Below are 22,378 nucleotides of genomic sequence, written 5' to 3' on the forward strand. Positions count from 1 at the left end.
GGGTCGGCAGGCAATCAAGCCGGTACTGACCGACGGCGTTCACGTTCCGTGAACTGCAGCCGATACTCAATTTGAATGATCCAGACCTTTGACAGGGACGTAGTGAGATGAAGCAGGCGGTGTGGTGGGCGGCGTTGGCGCTGATGGCGGGAATGGCACAGGCCGCGACCGAAAGCGATCCCTTGCTCGACGGTGCGACCTCCGGCGGCGGTGCCGAAGTGCGCGGCGTGCTGCGTGCCCGCTCCCAGGCGGTGCTGGCCAGCGAGCTGTCCGGTCGGGTCACGGAAATCCCCTTCAGTGAAGGCCAGTCGTTCAAGAAGGGTGATGTGCTGGTGCGCTTCGATTGCAGCGCCTATCAGGCCCAGGCCAACGCGTCGGCCGCCGCTGTGCGCGCAACCCGCGAAGAACTGCGCAACAAGCAGCAACTGGCTGCGCTGAACTCGGTCGGCAAGTTCGAAGTGTCCCTGGCCGAGGCCCGCCAGGCCCAGGCCCAGGCCGAAGCCCAGGTCTACCAGGTGCAGGTGCAGCGTTGCCAGGTCAAGGCACCTTTCGATGGCCAGGTCGTGCAACGCCGGGTCCAGGCCCATGAAAGCGTGGCCAGCGGTGCGGCATTGCTGGAAATCGTCGACAACCGCTCCCTGGAAATCCATCTGCTGGTGCCATCGAGCTGGCTGGGCAAGCTCAAGCCCGAGCAGACCTTCAGCTTCGTTCCCGATGAAACCGGCCAACCCTTCGATGCCGTGATCAAGCGCCTCGGCGCGCGCATCGACGAAGGCAGCCAGACTCTGCTGCTGATCGCCAGTGTCCCGGCCAATACTCCTGGCCTGCTGTCCGGCATGAGTGGCACTGCGCACTTTGCGGAGCGCAAATGAACGCCTCCGTTCCTGGCGCGCTAGAGCAGCTGCTGGCCCATTACCTGAAGCTGGAGCGCCAGGCCCGGTCTGCGCCTTCGGTCGAGGAACTGGCCTTCAGCATGGTCAACGACAGCCAGGCGCTGTTCGGCTATCGCCATGGCGCGTTGCTGATCGCTGGCAAGGTCCGCGCCCTGACCGGGGTCAGTTCGGTGGAGCCGAACGCGCCCTTCGTGGTGTTCATCGAACGCGCCGCCAGGGGCCTTGCGGCCAGCGATCGCTTCGCCCTGCCAGGCGTGGTGCCTCCTGAAAGCCTGGACCAGGCCTGCCGCGACGATTGGCAGGCGCTGTCGGCGCCGCATGCGTTCTGGTTGCCCTTGAAAGACCGGCAGGGCGTGGTATTCGGAGGGCTCTGGCTCGCCCGGGACATGCCCTGGAACGATGCCGAGCAGGCCCTGCTGGCGCAACTTGGCGACTGCTACAGCCACGCCTGGCGCGCCCTGCAGCCGGGCAAGCCATGGCGTCTGCGCTGGCCGGCGCGCACACGCTGGGCGTTGGCGGCGGCGCTGTTGCTGGTGCTGTTGGTGCCGGTGCGCCAGTCGGTACTGGCTCCAGCCGAAGTGGCTCCGCGCAACGGCCAGGTGGTGGCCGCTCCGCTGGATGGCGTGGTCGCCGAGTTCACCGTCAAGCCGAACCAGGCGGTCAAGGCCGGCGAGGTGCTGGTGCGCTTCGATGCCACCACGCTCAGGGCCCAGGCCGATGTGGCCGAACGCACCCTGGGCGTGGCCGAGGCGGAACTCAAGGCCAACACCCAGCGTGCCTTTTCCGATGCCGACTCCAGTGCCCGTCTTGATCTGCTCGCTGCCCGGGTCGAGCAGAAGCGTGCCGAGCGTGATTACGCCCGCAACCTGCTGGCGCGTACCGAGGTACGTGCCGAACGCGATGGCATCGCGGTATTCGCCGATGCCCAGCGTTATATCGGCAAGCCTATGCGCACCGGCGAACGCCTGATGGAAATCGCCGACCCGGCCCAGGCCGAGTTGCGTATCGAGTTGCCGGTGGCCGATGCCATCGGCCTGGAGAAAGGCGCCGAGGTCGCGCTGTTCCTCGACAGCGATCCACTGAACCGGCATAACGCCGTGCTCGAACGTGTCGCCTACCAGGCACAAAACACCCCGGCCGGGCAGCTCGCCTATCGCCTCGATGCGAGCTTCGAGGACGCGCCGCCACGTATTGGCCTGCGCGGGACCGCCAAGGTCTTCGGTGACCGGGCGCCGCTGGCCCTGTACCTGCTGCGCCGGCCGCTGGCGGCCCTGCGCCAGGCGGTGGGCCTGTGATGTTGCCGGCGCTGCGCCCGGACCTGCAGCTCTCGCCAGGGGCGCCGGGGCTCGACGGTGCGCCGCAATGGACCCTGGCCGACCCGTTGCGCGGTCGCTATTTCAAGCTGGGTGCGCCGGCCATGCGCTTGCTGCGTCACTGGGCGCTCGGTGATCCGCAGCAGGTACTGAATGCGGCCAATGCCGAGCCGGGCGCGCCCCTGACCGCCGTGGCGGTGGAGGAGCTGCTGCGCTTTTTGCGTGGTCATGACCTGGTCAGCGCCGCCGATGCCGAGCAGCGCGCCAGTTACGCACCCAAGGCCGCCGCCCAGCGCCAGGGCATCTGGACCCAGATCCTGCATAAATACCTGTTTTTCCGTATTCCGCTGTGGCGTCCTGACGCCTTTCTCAATCGCACCTGGCCCTGGCTCGAGCGCCATGGCGGCAACCTGTTGCGCTACGGTCTGCCCAGCGTATTGCTGCTCGGCCTGTTCCTGGTGATGCGTGACTGGGAGCGCTTCCTTTCGACCTTCCCGCACCTGCTCAGCCTAGGTGGCATGGCGGCGTTCGCCATCGCCCTGGGCTTTGCCAAGCTGTGCCATGAATTCGGCCATGCCTACATGGCCAAGCGCGCCGGCTGCCGGGTGCCGAGCATGGGCGTGGCGTTCATGGTCCTGTTGCCGATGCTCTACACCGATGTCAGCGACGCCTGGCGCGTGCAGGACCGGCGCACCCGCCTGCTGATCGGCGCCGGGGGCGTGCTGGCCGAGCTGATCCTGGCCTGCATCGCCCTGCTGGCCTGGTCGCTGCTGCCCGACGGGGCAGGGCGCACCGCAGCCTTTATGCTGGCCAGCGCCACCTGGATCACCACCCTGGCGATCAACGTCAACCCGCTGATGCGTTTCGACGGCTACTTCCTGCTCAGCGACCTGTGGGGCGTGGATAACCTGCAAGGGCGTGGTTTCGCCCTGGGCCGCTGGCACCTGCGGGAGAAGCTTTTCGGTTATGGCGACCCTATGCCCGAGCGCTGGTCACCGGCGCTGCGCCGGCGCCTGCTGTGCTGGAGCTACGCCTCGTGGATCTGGCGGGCGGCGCTGTTCTTCGGTATCGCCCTGGCGGTTTATCACCTGTTCTTCAAGGTGCTTGGCATCTTCCTGATGATGGTCGAACTGGTGTGGTTCATCGGCCTGCCGATCTGGCGCGAATGGCAGCACTGGTGGCAGCACCGGGACAAGGCCAAACCGCGCAAGGTGGTGTTGCTTGGAGCGGGCCTGGCCCTGTTGCTGGCCGTACTGGTGGTGCCGTGGCGCAGCGGCGTGGAAGTGCCGGCCATGCTCGAAGCGTCCCGTTTCAGTGCCTTGCATGCGCCGGCAGCGGCGCGGATTCGCGAGGTGCTGGTCAAGGATGGCCAGCAAGTAGAGGCCAACCAGGTGCTGATGACCCTGGAGTCGCCCGACCTTGAAGCGCGCATGGGCATCGGCCGACGTGAAATCGAGATTCTCCAACTGCAACTGCGGCGTCAGTCGGGGCGCAGTGAAACCGCGGCTGATAGTGGCATTCTCGAACAACGCCTGGCCGAGGCCGTGGCCGAATACCGCGGCCTGGCCGCCCAGCGCGAGCGCCTGGTACTGCGCGCGCCCCATGCTGGCACGGTGCGCGACCTGGCGGACAACCTCGCGCCTGGCCGCTGGATCAGCAGCGAGATGCCGCTGGCCCAGGTCGCCCAAGGCGGCTTGCGCCTGCGCGGTTACCTGGCCGAAGCCGACCTGTGGCGGGTGGCACCGGGCACCCCCGGGCACTTCGTCGCCGATGACGTACTGCGCGATTCCCTGCCGGTGTCGCTGGAATCGGTGGACGCCAACGGCGTCGCCTACATCGACCAGGAAGCGCTGATCTCCGATCATCAAGGGCCCATCGCGATACGCCGTGATGAAGAGAAAAGGGCGCAGCCTTTGCAAGCGCACTATGGTACCCAGTTCATGCTCGAAGACAGTGCGCCGAAACAACTATCGCACCCGCTTCGCGGCATTGTGGTGCTGGATGGAAAGAGCCAGTCGCTGCTTAGCGCCGCCTGGCGACGTATGGCAGCGATCGGTGTAAGAGAAAGTGGATTTTAACTAGTGCGATTGTAAGACAGTTGCGGTAATCTGCTGTCAATTCGCCATGCAAGTAAGCGTGACACCCGTCACAATAAAAGTTGGCTCACAAAGTTATTTCAACAGGGATGTTCGCAACGATGTCGATGCCTGCTGTGACCCTGCGTGCCCTGCATCCGGACGATATGGCCTTTATCGAGCGTCTGTACGCCGGTTCGCGCGCTGAGGAGATGTCCCGTAGCGGCTGGCCGGCGCAGCAGATCGCCGCCTTTCTTAAACAGCAGTTCAATGCTCAGCATGCTTACTATCAGGCCCATTATGCCGATGGGGAATTACTGATCATCGAACTCCAGGGCCAGCCGATCGGCCGGCTTTATATGTTCTGGGGGGCGACCACCCTCAATCTCATCGATATAACCCTACTTCCCGAATTCCACGGCAGGGGCATCGGCTCCGCGCTGATAGAAGCGCAATTGCGCCGGGCGGATGAACAGGGCCTGAAAGTCGAACTTTTCGTTGAATCCTATAACCCGGCACAGCGGCTGTATGGCCGGCTGGGCTTTTATGTCTGCGGCGATTCGGGGGTGTACCTGAAGTTGCGCCGCGACGCGCGCACCGACACAAGGAAAGTCTCATGAGCCAAGCCGTCGACGACACCATTCCCAGCCGCCAGGAACTGCTCGAAGCCGATCCCGAAGGGTTCGTACTGCAGATCGCCCACGATCAGGGCTTGCACGTCAGCCTGCTGGCCGTGACCAATGGCACGGCGATGAGCCAGGACTACGAGTGCTATTCCCTGGCGGTGGCCCTGCCGCATGGTGTGGTGCTGCCCCAGGACACCTTCAATCTGTTCGGCCCGGGCCGCGCGCAGCCCTGGAGGCTGTTGATGAGTCCGGTGCGGCCCGAACCCGACGGCCGCCATGTGCTTGAAGCGGTCATTCACCGCAACCGCATCGCGGTTGACGAGGCTCCCTGATTCGCAATTCAACCAACCACGCAAATCAACATAAGGAAGAGTCTGATGGCTGATCCGTTTCTGGGCGAAATCCGGATGGCAGGGTTCAACTTCAACCCGTACGGCTGGGCGCTGTGTCAGGGCCAGTTGGTACCGCTGAATCAGAACACCGCACTGTTCGCCCTGCTGGGCACGCAGTTTGGTGGTGACGGCGTAAGTACCTTCGGCCTGCCGGACCTGCGCAGCCGCACGCCGGTGGGCCAGGGCCAGGGCACCGGCCTGTCGAATTACCAAATGGGGCAGAAAGGTGGCAGCGAGTCGGTTACCCAATTGACCAGCAACCTGCCGACCCACACCCACTTGCTGTCGTTGGTGACCAACAACAGCACCCTCACCGCAACCTCCACCGCCCAGGTTGTGAATGCCGATGCCACCAGCGTTTCGCCTATTGCCGGCGGCTGCCTGGGCATCCCCAACGATGGTGCCGGTACCACTTACCAGCTGTACCACAGCGGCAAGGACAACAACGGCAACCCGCTGCCCCGCGTCGACCTGGCGCCGCAGCCGGTGACCTTCACCGGCGGTGTGACCGTGACCGGCACCGCTGCGCTGACGGGCGGCAATATCCCGTCTTCGGTGTTGAGCCCCTACATTGCGGTGAACTTCATCATCGCGATGCAAGGCATCTTCCCGAGCCGCAACTAACGCAACAACCGGCGGTGCTCCAGGGCACCGCCACTTTTTTGTCCGCATTGCCCAGCCGGCAGTGCGGGAACCACCAGGAGGTGCAGCATGAAATTCATCGAACGACTCTCGCGCAAGTCGGCCCAGCAGCCCCAGACCGCCGAGCCCGGCCAGGCCCCGCTGCTGATGGCCCTTGAACCGCGGATCATGTTCGATGCGTCCGTGGGCGTAGTTGCCCAGGATGCTGCGGCGCAGACGACTGCCGACGCGGCCAAGGACAGCACCTCCAGCAATGAAAGCAGCCAGGCGCCAGCGGCGTCCGGCGAAACGGCGAGCCAGCAGCAGGGCAGCCAGCGCAACGAAGTGGTGTTCGTCGACGGCCAGGTCAGCAACGTCGGGCAACTGCTCGAAGGATTGTCGCCTAAGACCGAAGTGGTGGTCCTCGACCCGAACAAGGACGGCCTGCAACAGATGGCCGACTACCTCAAGGGGCGCGACAACCTGGACGCCATCCACCTGTTGTCCCACGGTGCCGACGGTACCGTGCAACTGGGCAACGTCTGGCTGGCCAGCAACAACCTCGCCGAGCATCGTGCGGCACTGGAGAGCATCGGCGCGGCATTGAAGGCCGACGGCGACCTGATGATCTACGGCTGCGACGTGGGGCAGGGAAGCAAGGGCCAGGCCTTCATCGATCAGTTGGCGGCGATCACCGGCGCCGACGTTGCCGCTTCGGTGGACGACACCGGCTCCGCGGCCCTGGGTGGAAACTGGACGCTGGAGCGCAGCAGCGGCGCCATCGAGACCAGCGCCTTGAGCGTCACTGGCTACGACAGCCTGATGGCTTCGACCTACACCGGCGGCGCGGTGGCCAGCGCGCCGGTGCTGGGGACCACCACCAACCAGATGAAATACGTGGTCGGCGACTTCAACGGCGACGGGCGTGCCGACATCCTCTACCAGGCTGCAGGCGCCGGTGGTGCCTGGAGCTTTGCGCAGAGCAATGCAGACGGCACCTTCACCATCTTCAGCCAGGCCAGCTCGATGTTCGCCGGCCTGACCCTGACCGACGCCGCCACCGGCGGCGCCAACTACCACGCCGGCGACTTCAACGGCGATGGTCTCATCGATCTGCTGGCCGCGCCCGTGAGCGGTCCGACCATGAAGCTCTACCTCAACACCGGCTCGGGCTTCACCAGCCAGGACGTGAGTGGCCCAAGCTTCGGCGTGCGTACGCTGGTGGGCGATTTCAACGGCGACGGCGCCCTCGACATTCTCTACCAGACCGGCGGCACCGGCTCGTCCTGGGCACTGGCGGTGAACAGCGGCAGCGCCACGCCAAGCTTTACCACCCTGACCAGTGCCAGCGGCGCCGCCTGGCCGTTCGCCAATATCACCTTGCCCGACTTCAACGCCTACAACTACAAGGCCGCTGATGTCGATGGCGACGGCTACACCGACCTGATCCATGTCGCGTCCGGCATGCAGATGCGCTATTTCCGCAACAACAACGGCATCTTCGTCGACATGACCGCCAGCGCGGCCCTGCCGACCGTATCCGTGACCCGTGCGATCGTCGCCGACTTCGATGGCGACGGTGACGCCGATATCCTTTACCAGACCGGTAACAACGGTACGGTCTTCCGTTACGTGCGCAACGATAACGGCACCTTCGTCGACGTGGACCAGGCCAGTTCGCCGTTCGCCAACGTGACCCTGCCGGACATGAACGCCCAGCAGTTCCGTGTCGGCGACTTCGACGGCGACGGCGATCTCGACCTGATCTCCACCTCGTCCACGGCAGCCAGCACCGCCATCTTCTATCAGAGCGGCAGCCTGCCGAAGCTGGTCAGCTCCAGCCCGGCGGACGACAGCCTGACCGTCACCCCGAATGCCAATATCACCCTGACCTTCGACCAGTCGGTGGCCAAGGGCACGGGCAACATCTATATCGTGCGTACCAGCGACAACGCGATCATCCAGACCATCGCCGTGGGCAGCGGTGCGGTTACCGGCTCCGGCACTACCTGGACCATCGACCCGCCAGCGGACATGGTGGCGGGCGTCGCCTACGCCGTGCGCATCGACAACAAGGCGTTCGCCAACGCCAACGGCCAGGTGTACAAGGGCATCCAGAACAACACCGCGCTGAACTTCACCGTGACCGCGGTGGCGGCGCCGGTGATCGGCAACCTCAACGGCGACCTGGTCAGCTACCGCGAGGACGCCGCCTACGTGCTGCTCGACCAGAACGGCGACGCCACCATCAGCGACGCCGACTCGGCCAACTTCAACGGCGGCAAGCTGACGGTGCAGATCGCCAGTGGCGGCACCAGCGCCGAAGACGTGCTGTTCATTCGCGACCAGGGCGCCGGGGCCAACCAGATCGTGCTGTCCGGCGCCTCGATCCTGTACAACGGCCTGGTGATCGGTACCTTCACCGGCGGCAGCAACGGCAACCCGCTGGTGGTCACCCTGACCAGCAACGCCACGGCGACCACCGTCGCTGCGCTGGTGCAAAACCTGGCCTACCGCAATTCCAATACCATCGAGCCGTCGGCGACCACGCGCAGCGTCTCGATCAGCATGGACGACGGTGCCGGCGGCAGCAGCACGGTGTCGACGGTCACCCTCGAGGTCCTTTCGGTCAACGATGCCCCGGTGGTCAATGTCAGCGGCACCAACCCGACCTACACCGAGAACGGTTCGGCGGTGCAGCTGTTCAGCGGCGCGACGATCAATACCGTCGAGACCGGGCAGAGCGTGATCCAGATGACCTTCACCGTCACCGGCGTCGCCAACGGTGCGGCGGAGAAACTGGTGATCGACGGCAGCGACGTGAACCTGGTCAACGGCACCAACGTGGTGACCGCGATCAACGGCACGACGGTCTCGGTCTCGGTGGTCAGCGGTACCGCGACCATCACCCTGACCCATAGTGGCCTGTCCAGCTCGGCAGCGCAGGCCATCCTCAACGCCATGGCCTACCGCAACGACAGCGAAAGCCCGAACACCGCCAACCGGGTGGTGAGCGTGGATTCCGTGCGCGACAACGGCGGCACCTCCAACAGCGGGCTCAACACCGCCGTGGTAGGTATCGTCAGCACCGTGACCGTGGTCGCGGTCAACGACGCGCCGACGCTCAGTGGCGGCCCGTACACCTTCCCGAACACCAACGAAGACACCACGACGCCCGGCGTGCTGATCTCGACCCTGCTGGCCAGCACCTCCTATGTCGATCCCGACGTCGGGGCGCTGCGCGGTATCGCCGTGTACGTCACCACCGGTCGCGGCACCTGGCAGTACTCCACCGACAACAGCAACTGGACCGACTTCGGAAGCGTGGCGCCGACCAACGCGCTGTTGCTCAGCTCCACGACCTATGTGCGCTATATCCCCGACGGTGCCAACAACGAGACCGTTGCCATGGGCTTCCGCGCCTGGGACCAGACCTCCGGCAGCGCTTCCGCCAATGGTAGCCGCAGCCTGGCCGATACCTCCGGCAACGGCGGCAGCAGTGCCTTCTCCACCGGCACCGCCCAGGCCAACCTGACGGTTACCGCCGTCAACGATGCGCCGGTGATGAACCCAGTGTCGCCGAGCCTGTCGCCGCTGACCGATACCTCCACCGCCAACTCCGGTGACCTGGTCAGCTCGCTGACCGGCGGCATCACCGATGTCGATACCGGCGCCGTGAAGGGCATCGCCATCACCGGCCTGACCGCCACCTATGGCAAGTGGCAGTTCTCCACCAATGGCGGCACCACCTGGACCGATGTCGGTATCGTCTCCAACACGGCGGCGCTTATCCTGCGCCCGACGGACCGGGTGCGTTTCGTCCCGGACGGCATCCATGGCGAAACGGCGACCATCACCTACAAGGCCTGGGACCAGACCAACGGCACCGCCGGCTTCCAGGGCGCCAAGATCAATACCAGCACCTCCGGCGGTACCTCGGCCTATTCCACGGCGACCGATACCGCCACGGTCACCGTGACTGCGGTCAACGACCGCCCGGTACTGACCCCGAGCGGCGGCAGTGTGGCCTGGACCGAAGGCAACAACGTGGCCTCCACCCCGGTAGTGGTGGACTCCAACCTGACCCTGTCCGACCCGGATGGCCCGAACCCGGGCAGCGCGACCGTGCGCTTCTCCAGCTACAACAGTGCCCAGGACATACTGGCGCTGGTCACCAACCCGGCGACCATGGGCAATATCCAGGCAAGCTGGGATTCCAGCACTGGCATCCTGACCCTGACCTCCGCCGGCAACCAGGCCACCCTGGCGCAGTTCCAGGCGGCCCTGCGCGCAGTGACCTACAACAACAGCTCGGAAAGCCCGACCACCAGCAACCGTGTCGTGCAGTTCCAGGTGACCGACGGTGATGGCATGGCCTCGGTGGTGGTCTCGCGCAGTGTGACCATTACTGCCGTGGACGACGCCCCGATCATCAGTGCCCCTGCCAGCCTCTCGGTAACCGAGGACGTGGCCACGGCGATCAGCGGCTTCAGCGTCGGCGATGTCGATTCGCTCAACGCCACGGTCACCCTGACCGTGACCAGCGGCACCCTCAGTGCGGTGAGCGCCGGCGGCGTGCTGGTCAGTGGTACGCCGACCTCGCTGGTCCTCGATGGCAGCATCGCCAACATCAACACCTTTATTGCCAACAACCGGGTGACCTTCACCACCGCCGCTAACGCCACTGCAGCTGTTGTTCTCACCATGAGAGCCGACACCGGGAGCGTGTCCGACGTGGTGACCAACATCACCCTGGTGGTCACCCCGGTGAACGATGCACCGGTGGCCACCGTGCCGCCGTCCATCACTGTGACCGAGGATGTCGCCAGCGTTATCAGCGGTATCAGCTTTACCGACGTCGATGCCGGCACCAGTACCGTCACCGCGACCTTCTCGGTTCCGAGCGGCACCCTGGCGGCCACCAGTGGCCTGGGCGTGACCGTCGTCGGTTCCGGTTCGGGTGAACTGACCCTGTCGGGTAGCCTGGCCGATATCAACTTCTTCCTTGCGGCCAACAGCCTCACCTTCAAGACCGCCCAGGACGCAACCGCCAGCGTGATCCTGACGGTGAAGATCGACGACAACGGCAACACCGGCGGCTCCGCGCTGACCGATACCAGGACCGTGACCCTTAACGTCGCCGCGGTCAACGATGCTCCGGTCAACAGCGTGCCGGGCGCGCAAACCGCGCAGCAGGGGGTTGCCCTGGGCTTCAGCAACGCCAATGGCAATGCCATTTCCATCAGTGATGTGGATGCCAACGGCGGCCTGGTTTCGGTGACCTTGACCGCCAACAACGGTTTACTCACCTTGGGCAGCCTCAGCGGTATCACCCTGGTCACCGGTACCGGTGTGAACAACATCACCATGACCTTCGAAGGTACCCTGGCCAATGTCAACGCCGCGTTGCAGTCCCTGAGCTTCCTCTCGGCGAGCAATTTCCTCGGTGCGGCCAGCCTGACCATCGAGACCAACGACAACGGCAATTCCGGCAGCGGCGGGGCCAAGCTCGATATCGACACCATCGCGATCGACGTGGTCCCGGTGAATCCGAAGGTGACCAGCGTGTCCGCGCAGGGCCCCGACCGTGCGGTGAAGGTCGGCGACGAAGTGCTGATCAACGTGTCCTGGGACCAGGCCGTCACCGTTAGCGGCGGTACCCCGAGCCTGTTGCTGGAGACCGGGCTGGTCGATCGCAACGCGGTGTATGTCAGCGGTTCGGGCAGCAATACCCTGGTGTTCAAGTACACCGTGCAGGCCGGCGATATCAGCGCCGACCTGGACTTCCAGAGCACCACGGCGCTGCAGCTCAATGGCGCGCTCATCACCAACGCCACCAGCGACCTGGCGGTCCTGACCCTGCCCACCGTGGGTGGGGCCAACTCCCTCGGCGGACGCAGCGCTATCGTGGTCGATGGCGTGGTGCCGGTGGTCGGCAGTGTCAGTGCGCCGAGCAATGGCACCTATATCACCGGTCAAGGCCTGGACTTCACGGTCAACTTCAGCGAAACGGTGACGGTCGATACCGGCACCGGCATCCCGCGCATCGCCATTACCCTGGATACCGGCGGCACCGCCTATGCCGAGTACGTCTCGGGCAGCGGCAGCAATGCCCTGGTGTTCCGCATGGTGGTCGCCAGCGGCCAGCTCGACGCCAATGGCGTCACGGTGGGCAGCAGCATCGACCTCAACGGCGGCGCCATCACCGACCAGGCCGGCAACGCTACCGTGACCACCCTGAACAGTGTGGCCAGTACCGCCGGCGTGACGGTCGACGGCATCGCGCCGAGCGTGGTCAGCGTGGTTGCGCCGGTGGATGGCAGCTACAAGGCCGGCGACGTGCTGACCTTCACCGTCAAGGCCAGCGAAGCCCTGCAGATCGGCAGCCTGACACCGCGCCTGGCGCTGGATGTCGGCGGGGTGACCCGCTATGCCAACTACGTTTCCGGCAGCGGTAGCGACACGCTGGTGTTCCAGTACGTGGTGCAGGCCGGGGATAACGACAGCAACGGTATCGCCGTGAACAGCCTCGACCTGCGTGGCGAACAGCTGACCGACCTGGCCGGCAACGATATCGATCCGAGCCTGGGCACCGGCAACCTACCGGGCGTGCAGGTCGATACCACCGTACCGACTGCCAGCAACATCGTGCGCGTTGGCGCCAGCCCGACCAACAGCGGTTCGGCCAGCTTCACCGTGACCTTCAGCGAGGACGTGAGCGGTGTCGATGCCGGCGACTTCACCCTGGCGTTCGGCGGTTCTGCCGGCGGCAGCATCGCCAGCGTCACCCGGGTCGATGGCCGCACCTATACCGTGCTGGTCGACAACCTGGCCGGTACCGGCACCGTGCAGCTCAACCTCAACGCTAGCGGCACCGGAATCGCCGATGCTGCCGGCAACGCCCTGAGCGGCGGCCTGAATGGCGCCAGCTACAGTATCGACCGCGTCGCCCCAAGCGTGACCAGCGTCGATGTACCGAACGGCGGCACTTATGTGGCAGGGCAGAACCTGGACTTCACCGTGCATCTCGACGAGGCGGTGCAACTGGATACCAGCGGTGGTTCGCCACGCCTGGAAGTGACCCTGGCCAATGGCGAGAAGGCCTACGCCACTTACCTGTCCGGCGCTGGCGGCAACGCCCTGGTGTTCCGCCTGACCGTGGTCACCGGGCAGTTGGACAGCGATGGTATCCAGCTTGGCAGCGCCCTGCAGCTCAACGGCGCGACCCTGCGCGATGCGATCGGCAACGATGCCAACCTGACGCTGAACAACGTCGGCGATACCTCGGGCGTCAACATCGATGCCGTGGCTCCGGTGGTTTCCACGGTGACCCTGCCGGCAAACGGTGTCTATAACGCTGGCGACGTGCTGACCTTCACGGTCAATGCCAGCGAGAACGTCAATGTCGATACCAGCAGCGGTGTGCCGCGCGTGGCCCTCACCATCGGCAACATAACCCGTTACGCCACCTATGTCTCAGGCAGCGGCACCTCGGCGCTGGTGTTCCAGTACACCATCCAGGCTACCGAGAACGCAGCGGGTGTCGGCCTGGCGGGCAGCATCGACCTGGACGGCTCGACCATCCGCGATGCCGCCGGCAACAACATGAACCTGAACCTCAACGCTCCGGGCACCGCCAGCGGTGTGGTGGTGGATACCCAGGCGCCGAGTGTCAGCAATATCGTCAATGTCGATATCACCCCGACCAATGCCGGCAGCGTGCGCTACACCGTGACCTTCAACGAGTCGGTGAGCGGTGTGGACAGCGCCGACTTCACCCTGGCGTTCACCGGCAGCGCCAGTGGCCGCATCGCCTCGGTTACCCGCATCGACGGCAGCACCTACCAGGTGTTGGTGGACAACCTCTCCGGTGCCGGCAACGTGCGCCTGAATCTCAGTGCCAGCGGTACCGGCATTGTCGATGTGGCGGGCAACCCGATCACCGGCGGTCTGAACGGCAGCGTCTACAGCATCGACCGCGTGTCGCCTTCGGTGACCAGCGTGAGCGTGCCTGCCAGCGGCACCTACACCGCCGGCAAGACCCTGGACTTCACGGTCAATACCGACGAAGCGGTGCTGGTCGACAGCGGCGACGGCAATCCGCGCCTGGCCATTACCCTGGACAACGGCCGGGTGGTGTATGCCGATTACCTGTCCGGTTCCGGCAGCACGGCGCTGACCTTCCGCCTCACCGTTACCAGCGGCATGGCCGGCAACAGCACCTTCGCGGTGGCGTCGAGCATCGACACCAACGGCGGTACCCTGCGCGATGCCCGCGGTAACGATGCCAATACCGGGCTGAACAATGTCGGCAGTACCAGCGGCATCCTGGTCGATGCCCGGGCGCCGCGGCCGAGCAGCATCGTGGTGGACGGCCCGGTCCTGCCGACCGACCGCAGCCTGAGCTTCACCCTGACCTTCGACGAGGCGGTCAGTGGTGTCGATGCCAGCGACTTCAGCGTGCTCGGCACGGCCGGCGCCAGCGGGGTGGTGCAGTCGGTGCAGCGTATCGACGCACAGACCTACCGCATCGTGGTGGGCAACCTGCGCGGGCAGGGCACCTTGTCCTTGAGCCTGAATGCGCCGGACAGCGGCATCCAGGACGGCGCCGGCAACCTGCTGGCGCAGTCCCTGGTCAGTGCCGGGCAGACCCTGCAGAGCCAGGACGTCGGCGATCTGGAATACCGGCTCAATCCGCCGGACACCTCGGGCCTTCCACAACCTGCGGTGATCCAGCCGCAGGTGCCGGGCATCGAGATCAACGAAAGCATCTCGCCGCTGGCCCCGGGCTCGCTGTTCGAGGTGCGGACCGTGGGCGGCGACCTTAGGCCGCTGGGCACCATCTTCCTCGGCCAGGCCGGCAGTGCGCCGAGCTTCATCGCCCAGGTCTTCGGCAGCAGCGACAGCGGCCTGGGCAATGGCGACGGCCAGGGCTTCCTCGGCTTTGGCGGCGGCACTGGCGGACTGTTCGGCGCCAGCACCTTCGCCAGCATCTTCAACCGCGACGTGCCGGGTGTCAGCGAGATGAACGTGTTCAACGGCAACCAGTGGAAACAGAGCGACCTCAACCAGGGGCTGCGCGGAGTGTTCGGCGTGCCGACCTTCGGCCAGCAACTGCAACATATCAACGAAGCCGACCAGCGCCAGGTGCGCGAGTTGGCCAAGGCCCTCGCCAAACCGGCCGAGATCGGACAGCGAGCATGACCAGCACAACTCTTGAGAATCGAGCCGTACCTGGGGGCGGCGCAAGGATGAATAAAAAGCACAAACTGTTTGCCGCCAGCCTGCTGGCCTTGGCTATCGGCGGCTGCGCCGTGACCAGCGACCCGATCGAGCGCAGCGCCAGCGAAGAGCGTGCCCGCAGCGACATGGCCAGCATCTACAAGGACCAGGAGCCCCTTAGCGGCCCCCTGACGCTGCACCAGGCCATGGCCCGCGCGGTGAAGTACAACCTCGAAGCCCGCCTGAAGGTGATGGAAGAAGCCCTCGGCCAGCGCCAGCTGGACCTGGCGCAGTTCGACATGTTGCCGCGCATGGCCCTGTCCGCCGGCTATGCCGGTCGCAACAATGTCAGCGCCTCCAGCAGCCAGAGCGTGCAGACCGGAACCCAGTCCCTCGAGCCATCGACTTCCCAGGACCGTGACCGCGAGGTCGCCGACCTCACCATGGTGTGGAACGTGCTCGACTTCGGCGTCAGCTACTTCAGCGCCAAGCAGCAGTCCGACCAGCGCTACATCCTTCAGGAGCGCAAGCGCAAGGTCATCCACACTATCACCCAGGACGTGCGTTCGGCCTACTGGCGTGCGGTGGCGGCAGAGCGCCTGCTCAAGCAGATCGACACCCTGATGGGACGGATCAACCAGGCCCGCATCAACAGCCAGCTGATGAGTGCACAGCGCATCGGCGACCCGGTCCAGGCCCTGAGCTACCAGCGTGCCCTGATCGAGGCCACCCGCCAGCTTGAAGAGCAGCGTCGTGCCCTGACCCTGGCCAAGACCGAGCTGGCCGCGCTGATCAACCTGCCGATGAACCAGCCCTACACCCTGGCCCTGGACGATAGCTACGCGGTGCCGCAATTCCAGGGCGATTTCGCCAAACTGGAACAACAGGCGCTGGCCAGCCGTCCGGAACTGCGCGAGCAGGACTACCAGGCGCGCATCAGCGCCACGGAAACCCGCAAGGCCATGCTGCGCATGCTTCCGGGCCTGGAGTTCTCCGCCGGCGGTCACTACGACAGCAACTCCTTCCTGGTCAACCAGAGCTGGGCCGACTATGGCGTCAAGGTCACCTGGAACCTGTTCAACGTGCTGTCCGGACCACAGGCGATCAAGGTTGCCGAAGCGGGCCAGAGCGTAGCCGAGGCACGCCGCCAGGCCATGTCGGTGGCGGTGCTGGCGCAGTTGTACGTCGCCCGGGCGAACTTCGAGGAGTCCAGCCGGCAGTTCAAGACCAGCGAGGAAATGGCCCGGCTCGACGGACAGATCGCCGAGCAGTTGCGCAACCGTTTCCAGACCAACAACATCGGCGAGCTGGAGCTGATCCAGGGCGAGCTGAACAACCTGCAGACCCAGCTCAAGCGTGACCTGTCCTATGCCGAGTTGCGCAATGCCTACGCGCAACTGGCGGTCAGTGCCGGTACCGATCCGCTGCCGCAGGAACTGCCTGACGACAAGGTACAGACCATCGCCAATGCCCTGCAGAGCAGCGAGGCCAACTGGAATCGTTGATTCTGCTGTGCAAGTGAGGGCCTCATCGCTGGCAAGCCAGCTCCCACAAGGGACCTGTGGGAGCTGGCTTGCCAGCGATGAGGCCTGAACTGACCACACAGAATCCCGGCCTTACACATTGAAATACTTTCCCTGTGTAGTAAAACGCCGCTACAACTGTAGGATCGACGTCCCTAATTGATCTCAGGTTGATATGACTTCCTTCTCCTCGGAGCCCCCCAGTACCAGGCCTTCATGGCCTGTCTTTTCGTCCCGTCCCCGTGACCTTGCCCGCATGAGTACCCGTCCATGGAATGGCTAGCCGATCCCACCGCGTGGCTGGGCCTGGCCACGCTGATTGTCCTGGAACTGGTCCTGGGCATCGACAACCTCGTCTTCATTGCCATCCTCGCCGACAAGCTGCCGCCCCATCAGCGCGACCGCGCGCGGGTCATCGGCCTGTCGCTGGCGCTGATCATGCGCCTGGGCCTGCTGGCGTCGATCTCGTGGATGGTGACCCTGACCGCACCCTTGTTCGAAGTGTTCGGCAAGTCGTTCTCCGGACGTGACCTGATCATGCTGTTCGGTGGTGTGTTCCTGCTGTTCAAGGCCACCATGGAGCTGCACGAGCGCCTTGAGGGCCACGTGGTGCAGGCCGGCGGGCCGGTGCGTCATTCGGCGTTCTGGCCGATCGTCGCGCAGATCGTCGTGCTCGACGCAGTGTTCTCCCTGGATGCGGTGATCACCGCCGTGGGCATGGTCGAGCACCTGTCGATCATGATGATCGCGGTGATCTTCTCGATCGGCATCATGATCGTCGCCAGCAAGCCGCTGACCCGCTTCGTCAACGCCCATCCGACAGTGATCATGCTGTGCCTGGGCTTCCTGATGATGATCGGCTTCAGCCTCACCGCCGAAGGCCTGGGCTTCCATATTCCCAAAGGCTACCTGTATGCGGCGATCGGCTTCTCCTTGCTGATCGAGGCGTTCAACCAGCTGGCCCGGGCCCGGCGCAAGCGCAGCCTGCAACAGCACAAGCCGCTGCGCGAGCGCACCGCCCACGCCGTGCTGCGCTTGCTTGGCGGGCGCCGGGTGGAAGCTGACGAAGTGGGTGAAGAAATCGCCGACCTGGTGGGTGATGGCGACGAGCAGGTGCTGTTCGACCGCCGCGAGCGGGTCATGATCAGCGGCGTGCTGAACCTCGCCGAGCGGCCGATCAGGACAGTGATGACGGTGCGTGCCGAAGTCGACGCCATCGATCTGGCCCAGCCGCCGGAGGCGATCCGCGAGGCGTTGATGAATTCCTCCTACTCGCGCCTGCCGGTAATCCGCGACGGGCGTGTCGAAGAGCCGCTGGGCTACGTGCACAAGAAGGAACTGCTCAAGGTGCTGCTGGCCGGTGGCGAGCCGGACCTGGAGCAACTGATGCGCGCGCCGTTGAACCTGCTGGAGAGCTTCAGCATCCTCAATGCCCTGGAGCAGATGCGCAACGAATCGACGCACATTGCCTTCGTGGTCAACGAATTCGGTGACTTCACCGGTGTCCTGACCATGACCGACATCCTTGAGTCGATTGCCGGCGAACTGCCCGATGCCAGTGAAGTGGTCGGCCCGGGCATCGTCGCCGACCAGGAGGGCTACCTGGTCAGCGGTGCCCTGAACCTGCGCCAGATCCAGGCGCAGACGGGCTTCGCGGCCCGGCCCACCGACGACTACCAGACCCTCGCCGGGCTGGTGATGAGCCTGCTGGACCGCCTGCCGATGGTCGGTGACCAGCTCGATTGGGAAGGCTGGTCGCTGACCGTGGTCGAAGTGGAGGAGCGCCGCGTGCGCCAGGTCCGTCTCAGGCAGCCGGCCGACGCTGGCGCAGCAGGTGCCTCACGCCTTCGATGATCAGCACCAGGACTGCCAGCCAGATCGGCAGGTAGGTCAGCCACTGGTCCGGGGCGATGCTTTCGCCCAGGATCAGTGCCACCATCACCAGTAGCACCGGTTCCACATAGCTGAGCAGGCCGAACAGGCTGAACGCCAGCATCCGGCTCGCCAATACGTAACTGATCAACGCCAATGCACTGATCGCGCCCAGCAGCGGAATCAGGGCGTAGAGCTGCGGGTGGGTGTCCAGGTCAGCGGCCGACAGCGGTCCGTTGATGACGAAGTACAGGGCGGCCGGCGACATCAGCAGCATGTCCGTCCACAGCCCGCCCAGATGGTCGGTGTGCAGGCGTTTGCGCAGGACGAAATACACCGGATAACCACCGGCGACCACCAGCACTTCCCAGGCAAAACTGCCGTGCTGGTACAGCTCGTGCCCGACCCCGGTGGCCGCCAGGGCTACGGCGACCTTCTGCAGGCGCGATAGACGCTCGCCATAGACCAGGCGCCCGGTCAGGACCATGGTCAGCGGCAGCAGGAAATACCCCAGCGACACTTCCAGGCTGCGCCCTTGCAGCGGTGCCCAGAGAAACAGCCAGAGTTGCACGCCGACCAGCGCCGAGGTCGCGCACAGGCCAAGGAACAGGGCAGGGGTTCGTTGCACCCGGCGCACCAGGCCGGTGACCAGCGACCAGTCGCGAGTGACGATCATGAACAGGGTGGCGCAGGGCAGGGTGAGGAGCATGCGCCAACCAAAGATTTCCTCACCGTCGAGCGGAGCGAGAAGGGAGGTGTAGTAATACATCACGGCGAACAGGCAGGACGCCATCACCGATAAAGCAATGCCTCTGGACAAGGGGGCCTCGAACAACAGTGAAACGAGAAAGGTTGACCGCTCATGATCTCAGGGGCGGCGTCGCTTCGGCAACCGCCGGCCGCTGCTGGTCGCCCAGGGCCTTGATGAAGTCGCCCAGGGGCATGGGCCGGCCGAACAGGTAGCCTTGCTGGTAATCGACGTCGAAGCGCGCCAGGTAGTCTCGCTGCTCCGCGGTTTCCACACCTTCGGCAACGATGCCCAAGCCCAGCTTGGCCGACAGTTCGATGATGCTGTCGAGGATATGCAGTGAGAGCGCATCGACACCGATCATGCCGACGAAGCTCTGGTCGATCTTCAGGTAATCGACGTTGAAGTGCCGCAGGTAGTCGAGGCTTGACTGGCCGGTGCCGAAATCATCGATCGCCAGCAGCACGCCCATGCGGTGCAGGCGTTCGAAGAGTTGGTCGGTGATCGGGCCGGGTGTTATCGGCGTACGCTCGGTGAGTTCCAGGGTCAGTTGCACGCGCCCCGGGGGAAAAGCGTCGAGCAGGGCCTGGCAGTCATCGCACAGGCCCGGATCCTGGCAGTGGGCGGCGGTGACATTGACCGCCAGGTGGAAGCCATCCTCGAACAGATGGGCGTGGGGCGCCAGGTCGCTGGCCAGACGCTCCATCAGGCGCCGGGTCATGGATACGATCTGCCCGCTGTGCTCGGCATAGGGGATGAACAGGTCGGGGCGCACCAGGCCTTCCCGCGGGTGATGCCAGCGCATCAGCACCTCGGCACCGGACCAGCGGTAGTCGCCACGGCGCACCACCGGCTGGAAATAGGGCACGAATTCATCCGCCTCGAGGGCCCGTTGCAGTTCGGCGCGTGGCGACGAAGCACGCCGCAGTTGCCAGTAGCAGGCCGCGCCGGAACCGGCGCCGAGAAACAGCAGCAGGCCGAACAGCGCCGGGTATTCGCTGCGCATCAGGCGCCAGGCCTGGCCAGCCTGGAAACCGCTGTACACGGAAAAGGCGTAGTGCCGCGAGTCCACTCGCTGTGGGGCGACCGGATAGCCGGGCACCGCACCCTGGCGCACCTGGCCGAGCTTGTCGATCCAGTGCGCGCCGACCTGCAGGCGCAGGTCGATGTCCGGGCCGATCAGTTCGAGGGCGCTGGTCAGGTGATCGCCATCGAGGGTGGTGATCGCACCCCTGGCCCCGTCGCTCAGGCGATAGACCAGCAGTGGATGGCCCGGGGTCACCGAGTTGCCGTCCATCAACCACAGGCTGCCGTCGGTATAATCCGTCGGATCGACCTTTTCACGGAATTCGCCGAACAGCGAGGTGCAATAGATCTCGTCATCGAGGGTCAGGTTGGTGGAGCGCACGAACGAGCGCCGGGTGACCTGCTCGCGCAGGGCCAGGTCCACCTCGGTGCAGGGCCTGCCGGCCATGGGCAGTAGCGTGCGTGCAGCGGCGGCGACATTGTCCAGGACCTGCTCGAGGTGGCTGACCGCCTGGCGAGCGCTGTTCTGCGCACGGGCCTGCAACTCCCGCTCGGCCTGCCAATGCATGATTGCCAGCCCGCCCAGCACGGGCAGCGCGCCCACCAGCCAGGGCAGCAGGCGACGCAACAGGCGCGCGCGGCGCCGGGATTTGTGCAGGGGCATGGGCGGGATCCATCCTTGGGCTGGTTCGCATAGCATAGCGGGCAATGCTGCCGTCTATCCTGTGGGTTGCCGTGCTGATGAAAGCAATGCGCGACAAATGAAATTACGCACTGTAGAATCGCGTTACGAATACAACAATAAGGTTCCCGTCCACGGGGATCGAACCCGCCGAACATGGGTCCTCTATGAAGTGTCATGGATTCAAGCTGATTCTTGGTGACTTCCTTGCCCGCAGTACCCGGGGCATTTCCTGCGCGCCACCACGTTCACTCGCATCGACCGAACAGTAACTCGCGTTATTCAACCGTTTTGATGATGAGGCATACGAACATGGCAGATCTCTTCGACAACCCGATGGGCCTGATGGGCTTTGAATTCATCGAATTCGCTTCGCCGACCCCTGGCACCCTGGAGCCGATCTTCGAGATCATGGGCTTCACCAAGGTCGCTACCCACCGCTCCAAGGACGTCCATCTCTACCGCCAGGGCGGGATCAACCTGATCCTCAACAACGAACCGAAAAGCGTTGCCTCCTACTTTGCCGCCGAGCATGGCCCGTCGGTCTGCGGCATGGCGTTCCGCGTACGCAATGCCCATGAGGCCTACGCCCGTGCCCTTGAGCTGGGCGCCCAGCCGGTGGAAATCGAAACCGGCCCCATGGAGCTGCGCCTGCCGGCCATCAAGGGCATTGGCGGTGCCCCGCTGTACCTTATCGACCGCTTCGAGGAAGGCAGCTCGATCTACGACATCGACTTCAACTGGCTGGAGGGAGTCGATCGCAATCCGGTCGGCGCCGGGCTGAAGATCATCGATCACCTGACCCACAACGTGTACCGCGGGCGCATGACCTACTGGGCCGGTTTCTACGAGAAACTGTTCAACTTCCGCGAAATCCGCTACTTCGACATCAAGGGTGAATACACCGGCCTCACCTCCAAGGCCATGACCGCCCCGGACGGCATGATCCGCATCCCGTTGAACGAAGAGTCGTCCAAGGGCGCCGGGCAGATCGAAGAGTTCCTGATGCAGTTCAACGGCGAGGGCATCCAGCACGTGGCCTTCCTCACCGACGATCTGATCAAGAGCTGGGATGCCCTGAAGAAACTCGGCATGCGCTTCATGACCGCGCCACCGGAAACCTACTACGAGATGCTCGAAGGCCGCCTGCCAGCTCATGGTGAGCCAACCGCCGAGCTGCAATCGCGCGGCATTCTCCTGGACGGTTCGTCCAACCCGGACGACAAGCGTCTGCTCCTGCAGATCTTCTCGGAAACCCTGATGGGCCCGGTGTTCTTCGAATTCATCCAGCGCAAGGGCGACGATGGTTTCGGCGAAGGTAACTTCAAGGCGCTGTTCGAGTCGATCGAGCGCGACCAGGTGCGCCGTGGGGTGCTGAGCACCGA

Annotated in this window: 12 protein-coding genes; 10 read left to right on the forward strand and 2 right to left on the reverse strand. The window is 64.8% G+C overall.

Annotation, left to right across the window (positions count from 1 at the left end):
- Positions 1–107: 107 nt before the first annotated feature.
- The 9 genes from N7650_RS24585 (at position 108) to N7650_RS24625 (ending at position 18,519) form a co-directional block, all read left to right on the forward strand.
- Complete coding sequence (locus N7650_RS24585; RefSeq protein WP_279900426.1) at positions 108–872, forward strand: efflux RND transporter periplasmic adaptor subunit; 765 nt, start codon at positions 108–110, stop codon at positions 870–872.
- The gene (locus tag N7650_RS24590; RefSeq protein WP_009402660.1) at positions 869–2,188 is read left to right on the forward strand and encodes an HlyD family efflux transporter periplasmic adaptor subunit; all 1,320 of its coding nucleotides are present in this window, start codon (positions 869–871) and stop codon (positions 2,186–2,188) included. The genes N7650_RS24585 and N7650_RS24590 overlap by 4 nt, the downstream gene beginning before the upstream one ends.
- Positions 2,185–4,284 (forward strand): HlyD family efflux transporter periplasmic adaptor subunit, encoded by a 2,100-nt coding sequence (locus N7650_RS24595; protein WP_279900428.1) that lies wholly within the window; start codon positions 2,185–2,187, stop codon positions 4,282–4,284. The genes N7650_RS24590 and N7650_RS24595 overlap by 4 nt, the downstream gene beginning before the upstream one ends.
- Positions 4,285–4,403: 119 nt before the next feature.
- Positions 4,404–4,901: a GNAT family N-acetyltransferase gene (locus N7650_RS24600; protein ID WP_279900430.1), complete on the forward strand. Its 498-nt coding sequence runs from the start codon at positions 4,404–4,406 to the stop codon at positions 4,899–4,901.
- On the forward strand, positions 4,898–5,239 hold the full coding sequence (locus N7650_RS24605) for a hypothetical protein (protein ID WP_279900431.1): 342 nt from the start codon (positions 4,898–4,900) through the stop codon (positions 5,237–5,239). The genes N7650_RS24600 and N7650_RS24605 overlap by 4 nt, the downstream gene beginning before the upstream one ends.
- A 45-nt stretch (positions 5,240–5,284) precedes the next feature.
- Positions 5,285–5,923, forward strand: coding sequence for a tail fiber protein (locus N7650_RS24610; RefSeq protein WP_279900432.1), 639 nt, complete (start codon positions 5,285–5,287; stop codon positions 5,921–5,923).
- Between the two features lie 87 nt (positions 5,924–6,010).
- Complete coding sequence (locus N7650_RS24615) at positions 6,011–15,124, forward strand: DUF4347 domain-containing protein (protein WP_279900433.1); 9,114 nt, start codon at positions 6,011–6,013, stop codon at positions 15,122–15,124.
- 47 nt (positions 15,125–15,171) lie between these two features.
- A complete protein-coding gene (locus tag N7650_RS24620) occupies positions 15,172–16,647 on the forward strand; it encodes a TolC family protein (protein ID WP_009402648.1) in 1,476 nt (491 codons plus the stop codon).
- Positions 16,648–16,935: 288 nt separating this feature from the next.
- Positions 16,936–18,519, forward strand: a complete 1,584-nt coding sequence (locus tag N7650_RS24625) for a TerC family protein (protein ID WP_009402646.1) — start codon at positions 16,936–16,938, stop codon at positions 18,517–18,519.
- Here the strand turns inward: N7650_RS24625 and rarD are convergent.
- Positions 18,470–19,357 carry an EamA family transporter RarD gene (rarD, locus tag N7650_RS24630; RefSeq protein WP_037061203.1) on the reverse strand — a complete coding sequence of 296 codons (888 nt, stop codon included), beginning with the start codon at positions 19,355–19,357 and terminating at the stop codon, positions 18,470–18,472. The two genes, N7650_RS24625 and rarD, sit on opposite strands and share 50 nt — an antisense overlap.
- 40 nt (positions 19,358–19,397) lie before the next feature.
- Positions 19,398–20,975, reverse strand: a complete 1,578-nt coding sequence (locus N7650_RS24635; RefSeq protein ID WP_279900436.1) for an EAL domain-containing protein — start codon at positions 20,973–20,975, stop codon at positions 19,398–19,400.
- 330 nt (positions 20,976–21,305) lie between these two features.
- On the opposite strand from N7650_RS24635, the gene hppD reads away from it, so the two are divergent.
- Positions 21,306–22,378 (forward strand): 4-hydroxyphenylpyruvate dioxygenase (gene hppD / locus N7650_RS24640; RefSeq protein WP_279900437.1); only part of this gene is annotated, 1,073 nt, incomplete at its 3' end.

The organism is Pseudomonas sp. GD04058, from assembly GCF_029836855.1.
GTDB lineage: Bacteria > Pseudomonadota > Gammaproteobacteria > Pseudomonadales > Pseudomonadaceae > Aquipseudomonas > Aquipseudomonas bharatica.